The organism is Mesorhizobium sp. WSM4828, from assembly GCF_055811175.1.
The window spans coordinates 209,276-222,931 of the sequence record NZ_JBVVQK010000006.1 but is presented as its reverse complement, the minus strand read 5'-3'; the positions used below and the strand labels follow the sequence as shown (position 1 = coordinate 222,931).

The window sequence follows — 13,656 nt, the reverse complement described above, 5'->3', positions numbered from 1 at the left end:
CTCTGACACACCCTCAGTCGTTCAGGATGATCTCTGCGCTGTGGTCGAGGCGCGATTTAATGGCCTCCCAGCCCGGCATCGAGCGCGTGAGAAGGCGGAAGAACTCGGGGCTGTGATTGTGCTCCCTGAGGTGGCAAAGCTCGTGGGTGATGACGTAATCGACCGCCTCGCGCGGGGCCTTGACCAGGAACGGATTAAGCGTGACCGAGCCGCCCGTCGCACAGCTTCCCCATTGCCGCTTCATGTCGAGCAGCCGGAAAGGCGGCGGCTCCTGGACCCAGGGCAACGCCTTTGAAATCGTCTCAATGCGGCCGGCGAAATAGTCCCGCGCCTTGACGCGATACCAAGCCCGCAGGCGAGCCCGGAGCGCCGCCTTGTCAGTGTTGTCGCTGGCGACGACAAGTAGGCCACGCTTCAGCTTGATGGACCGCTCGGCCTTGGTGACCTGCATGATCTTCAGGACATAGCGGCGGCCCAGATAGAGCGCCTGCTCTCCGCTGACATATTGCCGTGGCAGCACATGCTCGAAGCGCTTGCGGGCATCGGTGACGTGCTGGAGAATCCAGCGGGCACGTTTCATCACCGCCTTGCGAATGGCTTCCTCGCTTGTGTCCTCGGGGGCCTCGACCTCGACGGCACCATCGGCATGAACGTGGATGGCAATGCGCTCATGCCGCGCCGGGTTGACCCGAACGGTATAGGCGATGCTCTCGTCGCCATAACGCAGCGTCGACATGTTGCGCTCAGAAAGTGCCACGGGAGGCTCCCAGGCGAACGATCTCGACGATGCGGTCCACCAGCGTCTGGGCCCTGTCCAGCCCTCCCAGCGCCTTGAAATAGCGCGGCAGGAGCCTGGTCCTGATGTCGGCCTCGATGTTGGCCGGGTTGATCGAGAACGTCGCCACCGCATTGCTCACGATCCCATCGATGTGGAAGGCCTCGGCGACTAGCCAGTCCTCGCCACGATCCCGCGCGGATACCTCCCCCAGGACGATCGGAAACAGACCGAAATAGGCCTGCGCATGAGGATTGTCCGGGAAGCGGTCAGGGACATGGGGATTGGCTCGCATCCGCGCCTTTTCCTCTAGGTCCTTGAACAGGATGTATTGCTTGTGCGGGTGATCGAAAAGGGATTCCGCTTCCTTGATCGCCTGGCGCAGCAGGTCGGAAAAGACCGCTTGGGCATAGGGGTCATCGGCCAGCGTCTGCTCAATGGTTTTGGTCAGCCGGGTCTTGATGACATCGGTTTCGGCACGGGCCTTGTCGTCGCTCCAGGCGGAGGCGTCATAGCCGGCCTGCTTGTTTTCCGTGAAGCCGGTGAGGTCGATGACGCCTTCCGACTCCTTGATCTCGACGCCGACAACCTGCTTGTCGACCAGCTTGCGTATCTGCTCCTCATAGGCTGAAAAGTCGACGGTCTCCATCGCATCCTGTTTGGCCTGGAGGCGCAGTTCAATGAAGAACTTCAGATCCTTTTTGTAATCGGCAATCGTCGCCTCGCTGAAAGAGCCGTCCTCGAAGAAGGCGCGTGAGGAAAGGGCGAGCTTCAAGCACATGCCGAACTCGGTCAGCGCGGCATAGAAATCCTCGCGCACCTTCTGGTTCCGATCGTAGCTCGCGCCGCCTTCGCCAAGGATCGAATCCGGGGTCAGCACCAGACGGAACTGCTCGCGGTCGCCCTTGTTCTTGACGGTTGTGAAGATTGCCCACAACGAGGCATGGAGGCCCGGCAGGCGCTTGTACTCGGTCGAGACGCTGGCGAAGGTGCCCTCGATGTCCTCGATGTCGTAGCCGCCCTGGGTGCGCTCGGCAAGGTCCTGGTAGTCCTTCAGCGACGTGTCGAGTTCGGTCAGGATGCCGCGATAGTCGATCAGGAAACCGAATTGCTTGGCCTCATGCAGCCGGTTCACCCGCGCGATGGCCTGGAGCAGATTGTGCTCCTTCAGGTATTTGTCGATGTAGAGCACCGCGTTGCGCGGCTCGTCGAAACCGGTCAGCAGCTTGTCGACGACGATGAGGATGTCGGGCCTGCCTGGTGTAGCGAAATCCTCGATGACGCGCCGCTCGTATCCTTCCGGGTCGTTGCCGACATTGGCCGTCCACCATTTCTGAACTTCCGGGGTCTTCGCCTCGTCGGTGTCCTCATGGCCTTCGCGGGTATCGGGCGGTGAGATGATGACGGCGCTAGTGACAAGACCCGTGGCGTCGAGGGCCTGCTTGTAGCGGATTGCGGAGAGCTTGCTGTCGGTCGCCAGCTGCGCCTTCAGCCCGGTGCCAAGCTCCTTGAAGTTCTGCGAGAAGTGCGTGGCGATGTCCCAGGCGATGAGGTCGATGCGGTTGCCGGCGCGATAGACGATGCCACGGGTGGCGAACTTCTTCTTCAGGTCGGATTGCTGCTTGTCGGAAAGGCCCGTGGTGATCTTGTCGAACCATTTGTCGATCGCCTCGGCATTCACGTCGACCACCGGCCGGCGCTCCTCATAAAGCAGTGGGGTGACCGTCCCATCCTCCACCGCCCGCTGCATTGTGTAGGCGTGAAGGATCGGCCCGAACTTGTTCTGCGTCTTGTCGTCCTTCAGCAACGGCGTGCCGGTGAAAGCGATGAAGGCAGCGTTGGGCAGTGCCTTGCGCATTCGCTCGTGGTTCTCGCCGCCATGGCTGCGATGCCCCTCGTCGACCAGCACGATGAGGTCTTCGGATGCGTTGTGGCACTCCTTGAACCGTGTCGCCGAATTGAATTTTTGCAGCAGTGTAAACATGATGCGCTCGGTGCCGGAGCCTATGCGCCGCGCCAGGTCGCGACCTGAAGAGGCTTTGGCGTTCTCGCCGTCCTTCTTCGTCGCCACCGCAGAGCCGAAAGCGCCGCCCGCTATGAAGGTGGTCGACAGTTGCCGCTCCAGGTCGACCCGATCGGTGATGACGATGATGCGGCAGCGGGCCAAGGCGTCGTGGATCAGCAGCGCCTTCAAGAGAAAGACCATGGTGAAGGACTTGCCCGACCCGGTGGTGTGCCAGATGATACCGCCCTCGCGCCCGCCCTCGCGGTTGCGCTTCTCCATCCGCGCCAGCATCGATTTGATGCCGAAGACCTGGGGATAGCGGGCGGCGATCTTGCCGAGCTTGCGGTCGAAGAGGAGGTAGTAGCGGATGAACTCCAGCAGGCGGTCGGGTCGCAAGAGGGAGATTATGAGCCTATCTTGTCCGGTCGCGGCGACAGGCTTCGACCACAGGCCATCGAAGAAGGCGCGAACATGTACCGGGCGCTCGGCAAACAGGGCGGAACGCTGCTGCGTTGTCAGCCCGACGTTGACCGTCGCGTCGATGGCGGCGGCTGAAATCTCCTCTTCGCGCCACATCGACCAGAATTTGGCCGGGGTCTCGGTGGTAGCGTATTTGCCGTCCTGTCCTGAGATAGAGAGCAGGAGCTGGGCATAGGCATAGAGGGCCGGAATGCCGTCCGACTTCTGGTTGCGCAAATGCTGCGAGACGCCTTCTGTCAGCATCAGCTTTTCGGCGTGGCTGCCAGTCGGGCGCTTGGCTTCGATGACGGCGAGCAGGATGCCGTTGACATAAAGTACGATGTCGGGCCGGTAGCGACCATGGCCGCCCTCGCGTTCGACGGAAAGCTCCTCGGTGACTTGGAGGCAGTTCGCTGAAGGGCTTGCGAAGTCGATCAGAGGCACGGTTACGGAATGCTTGTGTCCGTCCGGCATGAACTCGGACACGGTGACGCCAAGGGTGAGATGCTTCCAGACTCGCTCGTTGGCCGGTGTCAGGCCTTCGTTGAGGCCGGTGTCGTTAAGCACCTTTAGTACCTGTGCAATGCCGCTGGCGGAAAGCGGATGGCTCGCCCCGCGATAGGCAAAGCGCCATGTGGAAAGATGGTCGCGCAATACGCCTTCGAGCAGCAACGCCCGCTCGCTGCCGCGCAGAACAAGAGATTTGGCCGGCGACAGATAGCTCCAGCCGAGTTTCATCAGAAGGGCAAGCGCCGGAACCTTGGCCTGAGTTTCCTCGCCAGTTTGTGGGCGCTCGGGGGCGTTCACGCCCGCACCCGTCTCTTGCCAGTCAGCAGTTGCTGCATGAGGGCAGACTTTTCGTTCCTAAGCATATCCAGCTCGCCCTGATACCGGGATACGGTTGCTGAGGCGGCCTCTAATGTTTCTCCCAGCACCTCCTGCTCTGAAACAGACGGAACTGGGACCAATGTGCTTAAGAACTGGGTTGGGCTGATATTCAAGAGACCGTTGTTGCGGACGCCCGTATTCACCAACCGACCAAGTTGCGGCCTAAGGTAGTCAGCCGCGAAGAGCGCCTTGAAGAACCGATGGCTAAGACCTTCCTTTAAGCGAAAGCAGACATAGACATGAGGGACAAGGCCAGTTTGAAAGCTCTCCAAATCGAAAACGCAACCGAACTCAAAAGACTTCGAATTGCCTTTGTTGTAGGCGAACTCTCCTCTGCGGAGGAGTATGTAGTTTTCGACACTCTTGCCGGCCATATACCTACTATATTTCTGGTCTTGCCTGACAAAGCCCGATGTCGAAGAGATTGTCAGGATCGGATGGTTTCCGCCATCCGTCCTGCGCCGGATGCGCGTAACAATATCGGCCAAAGGCTTTTCCATCCATGGCGCCGTAAACCCCCTCAACCGCCGTTTCCCAGTGAGCAATTCCAGTATGAGGGCTTGCTTCTGCGTCTTCGCATTGGCGAGCAGCTTCGCGGTCGTCTCTATGGCTAAATCCCAAGTCGAGAGGATTTCGGCGATCTTCTTCTGTTCGGGGAGGGGAGGAAGGGGCGTGGGCGCCTCTCGAAGAATTCCCAGATTGATGTGCGGTTGTCCGGTTTGGATGAGTTCTGCCTCCACGTGCCTGGCAAAGAGGTCGGACAACATGAACTGAAACAGATAATCGGGATCAACGGCTTCGACATCGGGTCGAATGGCCATCTGGCTTTGACAGATTACGTATCTTTCGAAGCCGCCGTTGGCTAAAATTCTGGAGACTTTCCCCGTGGAACTTCCTCGCTGGGCGACGACTATATCTGATGCATAAGCTAGATTCTTGCTGAGACGATCCGCCTTTTGTGCCGAAACGTAAACGAATTCGCCGCCAATTTTGGGGCCTTCTTGATTGCTGATTCGGATCACTGGGACTCCAGCCGGAACGTAATCCTGTTGCGTTAGGTCAGACCCAAATGGTCCTCCTATTGTCGCCCCCTTCTCCCCGACCGCTTTCGCCAAGGGTTGAATTGTCCACCCCTCAGGCACCATAGCCAAGCTCCCGAAGATACCCATCCATTCGGATCTCAAGCTCTTCCATCTGCGCCTTCAGCGCCAAGCGCTCCGCCCGCGCCGCCATCAGGTCGATTTCTTCTTCCTCCTCGAAGGTGTCGACATAGCGGGGAACGTTAAGATTGAAGTCGTTCTCGGCGATCTCCTTCAGATTCACTAGATGAGCATATTTCGGCACCGTCTTCCGCGCCCGATACGTCTCGACGGTCTTGGCAACGTCTCCCTGCCGCAACCTGTTCTGGTTGGTGTCCGCCTCATAATCGCGGCTGGCGTCGATGAAGAGCACCGTGTCGTCCGTCTTGCGCTTCCGAAAGACCAGGATGGCGGCGGGAATGCCGGTGCCGAAGAACAGCTTTTCAGGCAGGCCGATGACGGTATCGAGAAGGTTCTCCTCAATGAGCTTGCGGCGGATTTCGCCCTCGCTCGATCCCCGGAAGAGAACGCCATGCGGCACGACGACCGCCATGCGGCCGGTCTTTGGCTTCATGGTCTCGATCATGTGCAGGATGAAGGCATAATCGCCCTTGGTCTTCGGCGGCAGGCCACGGCGGAAGCGCCCGAAGCGGTCATTAGCGGCCTTCTCCGATCCCCATTTGTCGAGGCTAAAGGGCGGATTAGCGACGACGACATCGAAATGGCGGAGCCGGTCTTCCGCCGTGCGCAGCTTCGGGTTGCCGATCGTGTCGCCCCATTCGATCTGGTGATTGGTCTCGCCATGCAGGAACATGTTCATCTTGGCCAGTGCCCAGGTGGAGCCGATCGCCTCCTGGCCGTAGAGCGCGTATTTCCTTGAGCCGGTGTGCCGGGTGATCTCCTGGCCGCATTTCATCAGCAGCGAACCCGAGCCGCATGTCGGATCGCAGATGTCGTCGCCTTCCTGGGGCTCGACTAGCCGCGCCATCAAGGTGGAGACCTCGGCGGGCGTATAGAACTCGCCGGCCTTCTTGCCGGCCGAGGCGGCGAAACGCGAGATGAGGTATTCGTAAGCGCCGCCAATGATGTCGAGACTTCCAACCCGGCTTGGCCTGAGGTCCAGGCTGTCCTTGGCAAAGTCCTCCAGGAGCATGCGCAGGATGTCGTTCTTCTGCTCCTCGTCGCCCAGCTTATTGGCGTTGAAGGAAATGTCCTGGAACACGTCGCGCAGCTTGTTGCCGTTCGCCTCCTCGATAGCGTGAAGGGCCTTGTCGATGCGCTCGCCATTGCCGGCCTTGTGGCGGTCGCGATGGAGGTCATAGAAGCTCGCGCCCTTGGGCAGCACGAACTGCTCATTCTTCATCAGCGCCTCGATGAGGTCGGGATGGTCGCCGTGCTCTTTGCGGTAGTTCTCGTAGTGGTCCTTCCACACATCGGAGATGTATTTCAGGAACAGCATGGTCAGCACGTAGTCCTTGTAGACCGAGGCGTCGACCGTGCCTCTGAAGGTGTCGCAGGCAGCCCACGCAGCCTTGTTGATTTCCGCCTGTGTTACGCGACCCGCTGCCATGATGCCCCCTATCGAATCGGTGGAATACATCAGCCCAGCGCTGGCTTTGCAATCTCAAATGCACCGCGCATTCTTTAAGGCTGGACCGGTTGGGAAGGCAAAAAATGAAGGTGTTTGCAAGTCTGGAACCCAATCCGCCTCGAATGACTTGTTCGTTGATAGCTCTCGAAGGGAGCGCCCCCGTGCCTGCACACCCGAAATGGATGTCGTCCTCGAACAGCTGCCGTTGAGGATCGGCGCCTATATCCCCGATGACTTGCTGGAGGACTGGTTCGCGCCGGGAACTGGCATGAACCCGGTCAGCAAGGAAGCGCTCGCCGCCGCCAAGAATTACGGTTGGCGCTTCGAATGCGAGTTCAAGCACTACCCCGAACGCAAGGAGGGCGTGTTCTGGAAGTGGGTGCCGGCGATCTGACCGGCGCTGGAACGGTTCATCGTTTCACGGAAACGCAGAACCGGTCTATCCTTGACGCAATTGCGGACGGAAAACCGTTTCACACTTTTCCTGGAATTGCTCAGCCTCCGCCGGTCAAGCCTGTGTAAAAAACGCCGGGCCTGGCTCCAATCAGATCCGTGGATCGTGTACTGTGATGAGACGTCGGGACCGAGGATCAGCGGATATGGACGAGGAGGGCTTGGCCGAGATCTCAGCCCGATATATTCGCTTCGCCGATACGGAAGCTCGCGGTCGCTCGCCGCTCTACGAGGAGTTGGCTCGGGCAGTCGCTGGGAACCGGGAGGCGCTCGGTTTCCTGTCGACCCTTCCGGACCTAAAGCGGCAACCGAATCTTCTACTTGCAGCGGTGCGTCACCTGTTCGGCACGCCGACAGGGTGGACCGAGCTTCGCCAGGCGCTTCAGGCTAATCCCGACGCTATCCGCTCGCTCATGCTCGAGCGCTCAACGCAAACCAACGAGCCGGGAAGATGCGCCACGCTGCTCCCCGTGCTGGCGCATTTGCCGCAGCCGCTGGCCCTCATCGAGGTCGGGACCTCCGCAGGGCTCTGCCTCATGCCCGACCTCTATGGCTATGACTACGGACGCAAGGTGATCCGCGCACCCGCGATGGCCTTGGAGCCGCCTGTCTTCCGATGCCTCGCCAGCGAAACAACGCCATTGCCGACGGCCTTGCCGCAAGTCGTCTGGCGGGCGGGATTGGACCTGAGCCCGATAGATGCTTCGGACGACTCGCAAGTCGCATGGCTTGAGACACTGGTCTGGCCGGAACAGACAGCACGGCTCGCCAATCTGCGGGCGGCCCTGAAGATCGCTGCCACGGTCAAGCCTCGGGTGGTGAAGGGCGACCTGCGCGGGAGCGACCTCGTGCAACTCTGCAACGAAGCGCCAAAGGACGCTACACTCGTCATCTTTCACACAGCCGTCCTCGACTATGTCTCCGACCCTGGTGACAGAGAAGCTTTCGCCGAGCAGGCGATGCGTCTCTCGCCTTATTGGGTATCGAACGAGTTCCCTCGCGTCTTCCCGTCCATCGCCACACGCGCCGGAACAAGCTGGCCGCCCGGCCGCTTCCTCCTATCTGCGAACGGCTCCCCTATAGCTTGGACAGACCCGCATGGCGCCTCGCTCGAATGGATCGCGGACGAGGCGTAGGCTAGAGGTGGTGGATTACTACCCTTGGCCAGAGACGCCATCAGTTCTCAGTTTCATCTATGCGCGTTTGGACTACTCGCGTCTGGAATTCGTTGGAAGCGACCTCTCCGGCTTGCCCAGTCGCCGCCTCTACCTGACGGCTGAGAAAGAGAACGGCGCGCTGAGGGGTACTAAGACGCTCCACAGTCGGGAACCACAGCTATCGGCAAGCCGTTTACGCTGCAAACCCCGCCTGGCGATCCTCAGAGCCCAGGCCGAGTTCTCCAGAGAACCAAATTGGAGATTGATCATGACAAGCGCTGCCGACCGCGATCCGCGCCACCACACGCACAAAATGCGGAAAAAGTTGGAGGAGGTGAAGCAGCACCTTCGCGAGGACATCGAGAAGGTCGATGAGCCGCAGCTGAAGGCGATGTTCGAGACGTCTGCCGAGGTGATCGGCGGCCTCCAGAAGGCTTTCCAGGACTATGAACAGAAGAATGAACCCGCCTGGCGTTGAACGACTTCTTCGCGGGTAGGTTTCGAAGGGAGCGCCCCGTGCCTGCACCACCTGAAATGGATGCCGTCCTCGAACAGCTGCCACTGAGGATCGGCGCCTATATCCCCGATGACTTGCTGGAGGACTGGTTTGCGCCGGGAACCGGCATGAACCCGGTCAGCAAGGAAGCGCTTGCCGCGGCCAAGAACTACGGTTGGCGCTTCGAATGCGAGTTCAAGCACTATCCCGAACGCAAGGAGGGCGTGTTCTGGAAGTGGGTGCCGGCGATCTGACCGGCGCTGGACCGGTTCATCGTTTCACGGAAACGCAGAATCGGTCTATCCCTTTGTTTTTGACGCAAATCCGGACGGAAAACCGTTTCACACGTTTCCTCGAATTGCTCAGCCTCCGCCGATCGGTGTCGTCACCTTGCCGGTTCCGCCACATTCGGGGCAGGTTCGGCCGTCGATCATGCCTGACCCTGCACAGCGGCGGCAGATGTTCTCGCCGGCGCCGGGAATGCCTGCGGGAACCTCGTCCGGGTTAGTTTGAGCGGCTTGGCGGGGCTTGCCCTGCAGCTTGTTTCTCAGCCGGGCGACCCAGCCTTCGTCGATCTCGAGCGGCTGGCTGCTGTCGTCCGGCAGGCCTTCGCCGGATTGGCCGATGGTTTCATTGCGCGGCCGGTCGTTCGCGCCTGTCGTGATCTTCTGAGCCATTGCGTTTGCCTCTGCGCCTTGCAATTTCGAACGCCTCAGCTGCGCAGAGGTTCCGGTAGCGGCCAGCCGCCTTCAGCCAGGTTTTTTCCGAGCCGCCCTTCGGCCTCGGCTGGCAAGGATGGTGGTCAGTGTGACCGGACGAAAATCCCAGTTGTCGACGCCGACGTCATACTGACGCGTGACCGGGGTGAGCCGGCCGTGGGAATGGCCATGCAGATCGATCGATTTCCTGCCGATCTGGTTCCAGGTGCGAAAAGGGTAGTGGCAAAGGATCAGCAGGCTGCCGTCGAGCGTCAGCTCCTTGTAGTGTTGCGTGCTCGCCCAACCCGTGGCATCGATGGTGGCCGCAGCATCGTTGTTGCCTATGACCAGATGCTTGCTGCCATGAAGAGACGACAGCAGCGACGACACGAATGCGGCCGATCCCCTGGTAAAATCGCCGAGGTGCCAGACCTCGTCGTCCGGCCCGACAGTCTCGTTCCAGAACGCAATGAGCGCCCGGTCATGTTCCTCCAGCGAGCCGAACGGGCGGCGGTCGATGCGCAAAATGCGCGGGTCGCTGAAATGCGTGTCGGCGGTGAAGTAGATCATGCGCTGGAGCCTGTCGATCTGGGCGCGTGGCGCACCAAGTCCATCTTGCTCGTCCCGATGCTTGCTCAACCCGCTCGATCGCCGGTTGTTCCTGTAAGCAGGCAAGCGGTTTCCGCTCGCCGGAACTTTGAAACGGGGGAACTTTGAAATGAGACGCAGGTTAGGATGCTTGACGCCGATGCTCTGAAAGGACCTCGACGATGACCGACGCAGCACCTCTTGGGCGAAGCCCGGCTCAGGCGCGGGGCGATATCGACGCCGGGCGCGAAGGGGACAAGACACCGGGCATCGATCCGGCTGCGGCTCCCATGGAAACGGACGCGGAATCCGCCGGCAACGCTCCGGCAAGAGATCCGTCTCCACGCAATGAAACGCCGGAGTTCACCAACCAGGCGAGCTATGCCAATGCGATGCGCCCGCTGCAGGATGAGCACGACATCCAACCGCGCAGATACGGGCCGGTGCTGGTGATTGCCGCCATCGTCGTGCTGGCGGCAGCGGTTTTCATCGGCGCAGCCATGCTGCGCTGAATACCGACCTTCCGAGAGCAGTGGCTGGACATTTTGTGCCCGGTCCGGGAACTTGCCGACGCGCCAGGTTCAGGCGTGAACGAGTCTGCTGCACATTGACCACGACCCATCAATTCTTTGCCCGTGACGCCACCATCGTGGCGCGCGACATGATTGGCGCCACGCTGCTCTTGCACGGCGTCGGCGGCATCATCGTCGAGACCGAGGCGTATCGCCCGGATGACCCGGCTTCGCATGCTTTCGGTGGCAGGACGGTGCGCAACGGCGCCATGTTCGGCGCCCCGGGCAGCACTTATGTCTATCGCTCCTATGGCCTGCACTGGTGCCTCAATGCCGTCTGCCTGCCCGGCAGTGCCGTGCTTATCCGCGCAATCGAACCGCAATCCGGGCTGGAAGTGATGCGAGCCAATCGCGGCGTTGACGATCCTCGGCTGCTTTGTTCGGGACCGGGTCGCCTTTGCCAGGCGCTGGCAATCGACAAATCCCATGACGGGCTGCCGCTGGACGTGCCGCCATTCGAATTCAGGCGGCCGGGCGACGCCGGCGCCATTCTTACAGGCCGCCGGATCGGCATTTCCAAGGCTGTCGATGCAGAGTGGCGGTTCGGCCTGCGCGGCTCGGATTATTTGAGCCGCAAGTTCTGACGCTGCGGCAGCGGCAGAGTAGCTGCCTGGCATCACTCGTCGGGTTTGCCGAGATGCATAGGCGTTCTCTGTTGGCGGGCTTCGCTGGTCACCTCGTCAGCTCCGGCAGGTGAAATCCCTCGCAACGCCTTCGCGGCTTCGATCAGGCGCCCGCGATCATTGCCGAAGCTCTTGATCAGCTGGCGGACCTGATCGGCGGTGATGCCGTTCTGTTGGGCAAAATACTCGACCTCGCGGTCGTCTTCCGCAGCAACGCGATCGCGGTCGCGGAAATCTCGCTTGCTCTTATCGTCAGCCATTTTTTCCTCCTGGTGGAGCTTCGCATCAATGGCAACGTGGGCAAGCGGCTTTCGTTGCCGCGACCAGGCGGACTTTTGCGCCATCGTGGCGACTGACCAGGAACCATGAGGCGAGCAGCCGGTTTGGCTTGGATGCAGCAGCCACCAATTCATACCGATGGAGATTACGATGACGCTCGCAAGCAAAACCACTGTAATTGCAGCGGCGCTGGCCATGTTGGCCGCGCCGGCATTCGGCCAGACAAGCCCGCCCGCAGCGCCGGCACCGGCACCCGGGAATGTGAACGGGCAGGACGCCATGCGCGACATGATGCGCCAGATGATGACCGAGATGCTGGACGAGAGAATGCAAGAAGATCGCGCGCCCCGGGGAGAACGGCGAGGTCACTGGCATCGCGACTACAGGATGGGCCCGCCTCACAGAGATTGGGCGATGGGAGGGCGCGGCGGCGGGATGCATGGCGCGAGGATGCGAATGATGTTCGCCATAGTAGATGCGGACGGCGATGGCGCGCTTTCTCAAAGCGAAGTCCAGGATTTCGTCGGGCGGATATTCAACGCCGTCGATGAGGACGGTGACGGCAGCGTCGACATGCAGGAAATCCGATCCTTCTTCCACGGAGCAGACGCCGAGGATCAGGAGTAAGTCTCCTGCCGGTCGGCAGGAGACTTATCTGGGGCAGCGCGAGCTACGTTGGCCGCGAAGGATGAAAGCTCTGGCAGCTTGATACCAGACTGCCAGCCGGGGAGATGCGTTCCTTGGCTGGCCTTGCCGAACGCCGCGGACCAATCAGACCAGCAGGAATTCGTTGGCCATGACAGAGAAAGCTACAGAGAAAACCCCGACCATCGCTCGTATCTGGCGCGGCAGAACCGTGCCTGAAAAGGCGGATGCCTATGAGAGTTACAATTACGAAGCCGGCATCAAGCCGCTGATCGGGAAGGCCCTGGGCGTGCAGACCTTTCGCGAGGACACGCCGACCCATTCGGAATTCGTGACGATCTCCTATTGGGAAAACGTCGAGGCGATGGCGGCGTTCACCGGCGGCGATCCGACAAAAATCCACCATCTGGAGCGGGACGAAGAGTTCCTGATCGAGCTGCCGTCGCGGGTGCAGGTGCTGCGCATCCGCTCCAGTCACGGCCAGTTGCAATAGCCGCCCGCTTCGGCCTCGCCTCTATGGCATAGCCGTAAGGTCGATCTCGGTGATGTGCCAGCGGCCGAGATTTGCGGTGTAGAGCTTGTCGCCCTTGAAGGCGATGTTGGTGGGATGGGCGAGCGTCGTTGCGGCCGGATCCTCGATCAGCACCTCGAGCCCGCTATCCTGTCGCCAACGATAGATGCGGCTCGGCTCGTAGCACGAGATGAACAGCGAACCGTCCGGCGCCAAGGCGACGCCATCGGGAACGTTGTTCACGCCGTCCACGACGAGCTGGCGAGGTCCTGCCGTGCCGTCGGCACGGATCGGCACATAGCTGACGCAGGCCGCATGGCTTTCCACGACGTAAAGCCCATTGCCACCCGGCGCCATCGCCATGCCGTTGGCAAAGGCCATGGTCTCGCTGCACCACAGGCCGCCTTTGCCAGTCTTCAAATCGTAGCGAAAAATGCCGGAGCGGTTGTCTTCGCCTACGCTGTCCGACACGTAGAGCCAGCCGCGTGTCTCGTCGATCACGGGATAGTTAGGCACGCGGATGCCGGCCCAGGCGAAGCGCTGCATCTCGGCCGTCGCGGCATCTCGGCGAAAGATCGCCGCATGTTTGAGATCGCAGGCAAAGCAGTTGTCCGCGCTGTCGAAGGCGATGCCGAGCAGAAAGCCATCCGTGCCGCCCATGCGTTCGACCGAGCTGCCATCGGCGGCCAGCCGCAGCAGGTCGCCGGTTTCGGTGCCGCACCAGATCGAGCCGTCGCGATGGATGGCCACGCCTTCCGGATGGGCGACGCGCGGGCTGGTGAAGATGCCGTCGAAGAAGACCTTCGCGGCCGACATTTCGAGCAACGGCTTTGCCAT

General features: G+C 60.9%; 16 protein-coding genes. 8 read left to right on the top strand and 8 right to left on the bottom strand.

The annotated features are described in order from the left end of the window. Positions 1 to 13: 13 nt before the first annotated feature. Genes AC0L2X_RS10050 through AC0L2X_RS10035 form a run of 4 tightly spaced genes read right to left on the bottom strand, consistent with a single transcriptional unit; the run spans position 14 to position 6,776 of the window. Complete coding sequence (locus tag AC0L2X_RS10050) at positions 14 to 757, bottom strand: M48 family metallopeptidase (protein ID WP_473599711.1); 744 nt, start codon at positions 755 to 757, stop codon at positions 14 to 16. After that, a complete protein-coding gene (locus AC0L2X_RS10045; protein ID WP_473599710.1) occupies positions 744 to 4,046 on the bottom strand; it encodes a type I restriction endonuclease subunit R in 3,303 nt (1,100 codons plus the stop codon). The genes AC0L2X_RS10050 and AC0L2X_RS10045 overlap by 14 nt, the downstream gene beginning before the upstream one ends. After that, positions 4,043 to 5,272: a restriction endonuclease subunit S gene (locus AC0L2X_RS10040; RefSeq protein ID WP_473599709.1), complete on the bottom strand. Its 1,230-nt coding sequence runs from the start codon at positions 5,270 to 5,272 to the stop codon at positions 4,043 to 4,045. Before AC0L2X_RS10040 ends, AC0L2X_RS10045 begins: the two co-directional genes overlap by 4 nt. After that, positions 5,262 to 6,776 carry a type I restriction-modification system subunit M gene (locus tag AC0L2X_RS10035; RefSeq protein ID WP_473599708.1) on the bottom strand — a complete coding sequence of 505 codons (1,515 nt, stop codon included), beginning with the start codon at positions 6,774 to 6,776 and terminating at the stop codon, positions 5,262 to 5,264. Before AC0L2X_RS10035 ends, AC0L2X_RS10040 begins: the two co-directional genes overlap by 11 nt. Before the next feature lie 199 nt (positions 6,777 to 6,975). Here AC0L2X_RS10035 and AC0L2X_RS10030 point away from each other — a divergent pair, with 199 nt between their 5' ends. The 4 genes from AC0L2X_RS10030 to AC0L2X_RS10015 all read left to right on the top strand — a co-directional run bounded on the left by AC0L2X_RS10030 (position 6,976) and on the right by AC0L2X_RS10015 (position 9,157). Continuing rightward, positions 6,976 to 7,191 (top strand): hypothetical protein, encoded by a 216-nt coding sequence (locus AC0L2X_RS10030; RefSeq protein ID WP_473599707.1) that lies wholly within the window; start codon positions 6,976 to 6,978, stop codon positions 7,189 to 7,191. Positions 7,192 to 7,396: 205 nt separating this feature from the next. Then, on the top strand, positions 7,397 to 8,386 hold the full coding sequence (locus AC0L2X_RS10025) for a DUF2332 domain-containing protein (RefSeq protein ID WP_473599706.1): 990 nt from the start codon (positions 7,397 to 7,399) through the stop codon (positions 8,384 to 8,386). 289 nt (positions 8,387 to 8,675) lie between these two features. Continuing rightward, positions 8,676 to 8,885 (top strand): hypothetical protein, encoded by a 210-nt coding sequence (locus AC0L2X_RS10020; protein ID WP_473599705.1) that lies wholly within the window; start codon positions 8,676 to 8,678, stop codon positions 8,883 to 8,885. Between the two features lie 38 nt (positions 8,886 to 8,923). Beyond that, on the top strand, positions 8,924 to 9,157 hold the full coding sequence (locus AC0L2X_RS10015; RefSeq protein WP_352492179.1) for a hypothetical protein: 234 nt from the start codon (positions 8,924 to 8,926) through the stop codon (positions 9,155 to 9,157). A gap of 108 nt (positions 9,158 to 9,265) precedes the next feature. Here the strand turns inward: AC0L2X_RS10015 and AC0L2X_RS10010 are convergent, their stop codons facing one another. Together AC0L2X_RS10010 and AC0L2X_RS10005 are read right to left on the bottom strand one after the other, a co-directional pair. Further along, positions 9,266 to 9,580: a hypothetical protein gene (locus AC0L2X_RS10010; RefSeq protein WP_473599704.1), complete on the bottom strand. Its 315-nt coding sequence runs from the start codon at positions 9,578 to 9,580 to the stop codon at positions 9,266 to 9,268. Positions 9,581 to 9,652: 72 nt separating this feature from the next. Continuing rightward, positions 9,653 to 10,171, bottom strand: coding sequence for a metallophosphoesterase family protein (locus tag AC0L2X_RS10005; RefSeq protein ID WP_473599745.1), 519 nt, complete (start codon positions 10,169 to 10,171; stop codon positions 9,653 to 9,655). 200 nt (positions 10,172 to 10,371) lie between these two features. Here AC0L2X_RS10005 and AC0L2X_RS10000 point away from each other — a divergent pair, with 200 nt between their 5' ends. Both AC0L2X_RS10000 and AC0L2X_RS09995 read left to right on the top strand, forming a co-directional pair. Continuing rightward, positions 10,372 to 10,701 (top strand): hypothetical protein, encoded by a 330-nt coding sequence (locus AC0L2X_RS10000; RefSeq protein ID WP_473599703.1) that lies wholly within the window; start codon positions 10,372 to 10,374, stop codon positions 10,699 to 10,701. A gap of 95 nt (positions 10,702 to 10,796) precedes the next feature. Then, a complete protein-coding gene (locus AC0L2X_RS09995; protein WP_473599702.1) occupies positions 10,797 to 11,345 on the top strand; it encodes a DNA-3-methyladenine glycosylase in 549 nt (182 codons plus the stop codon). 32 nt (positions 11,346 to 11,377) lie between these two features. On the opposite strand, the gene AC0L2X_RS09990 is transcribed toward AC0L2X_RS09995, so the two are convergent. Beyond that, positions 11,378 to 11,797, bottom strand: a complete 420-nt coding sequence (locus tag AC0L2X_RS09990) for a DUF3606 domain-containing protein (RefSeq protein ID WP_473599701.1) — start codon at positions 11,795 to 11,797, stop codon at positions 11,378 to 11,380. Between the two features lie 16 nt (positions 11,798 to 11,813). Between AC0L2X_RS09990 and AC0L2X_RS09985 the strand changes: the two genes are divergently transcribed. Next, on the top strand, positions 11,814 to 12,290 hold the full coding sequence (locus tag AC0L2X_RS09985) for an EF-hand domain-containing protein (protein WP_473599700.1): 477 nt from the start codon (positions 11,814 to 11,816) through the stop codon (positions 12,288 to 12,290). 169 nt (positions 12,291 to 12,459) lie between these two features. Beyond that, positions 12,460 to 12,801 carry a hypothetical protein gene (locus AC0L2X_RS09980; RefSeq protein ID WP_473599699.1) on the top strand — a complete coding sequence of 114 codons (342 nt, stop codon included), beginning with the start codon at positions 12,460 to 12,462 and terminating at the stop codon, positions 12,799 to 12,801. Between the two features lie 21 nt (positions 12,802 to 12,822). On the opposite strand, the gene AC0L2X_RS09975 is transcribed toward AC0L2X_RS09980, so the two are convergent. After that, positions 12,823 to 13,656, bottom strand: coding sequence for an SMP-30/gluconolactonase/LRE family protein (locus AC0L2X_RS09975; RefSeq protein ID WP_473599698.1), 834 nt, complete (start codon positions 13,654 to 13,656; stop codon positions 12,823 to 12,825).

Bases quoted from the DNA above. Each gene is read 5' to 3' on its own strand.
- AC0L2X_RS10040 (WP_473599709.1), bottom strand. From the start codon at position 5,272: ATGGTGCCTGAGGGGTGGACAATTCAACCCTTGGCGAAAGCGGTCGGG.
- AC0L2X_RS10035 (WP_473599708.1), bottom strand. From the start codon at position 6,776: ATGGCAGCGGGTCGCGTAACACAGGCGGAAATCAACAAGGCTGCGTGG.
- AC0L2X_RS10030 (WP_473599707.1), top strand. From the start codon at position 6,976: ATGGATGTCGTCCTCGAACAGCTGCCGTTGAGGATCGGCGCCTATATC.
- AC0L2X_RS10025 (WP_473599706.1), top strand. From the start codon at position 7,397: ATGGACGAGGAGGGCTTGGCCGAGATCTCAGCCCGATATATTCGCTTC.
- AC0L2X_RS10020 (WP_473599705.1), top strand. From the start codon at position 8,676: ATGACAAGCGCTGCCGACCGCGATCCGCGCCACCACACGCACAAAATG.
- AC0L2X_RS10010 (WP_473599704.1), bottom strand. From the start codon at position 9,580: ATGGCTCAGAAGATCACGACAGGCGCGAACGACCGGCCGCGCAATGAA.
- AC0L2X_RS10005 (WP_473599745.1), bottom strand. From the start codon at position 10,171: ATGATCTACTTCACCGCCGACACGCATTTCAGCGACCCGCGCATTTTG.
- AC0L2X_RS10000 (WP_473599703.1), top strand. From the start codon at position 10,372: ATGACCGACGCAGCACCTCTTGGGCGAAGCCCGGCTCAGGCGCGGGGC.
- AC0L2X_RS09990 (WP_473599701.1), bottom strand. From the start codon at position 11,797: ATGAATTGGTGGCTGCTGCATCCAAGCCAAACCGGCTGCTCGCCTCAT.
- AC0L2X_RS09985 (WP_473599700.1), top strand. From the start codon at position 11,814: ATGACGCTCGCAAGCAAAACCACTGTAATTGCAGCGGCGCTGGCCATG.
- AC0L2X_RS09980 (WP_473599699.1), top strand. From the start codon at position 12,460: ATGACAGAGAAAGCTACAGAGAAAACCCCGACCATCGCTCGTATCTGG.
- AC0L2X_RS09975 (WP_473599698.1), bottom strand. From the start codon at position 13,656: ATGGCAAAGCCGTTGCTCGAAATGTCGGCCGCGAAGGTCTTCTTCGAC.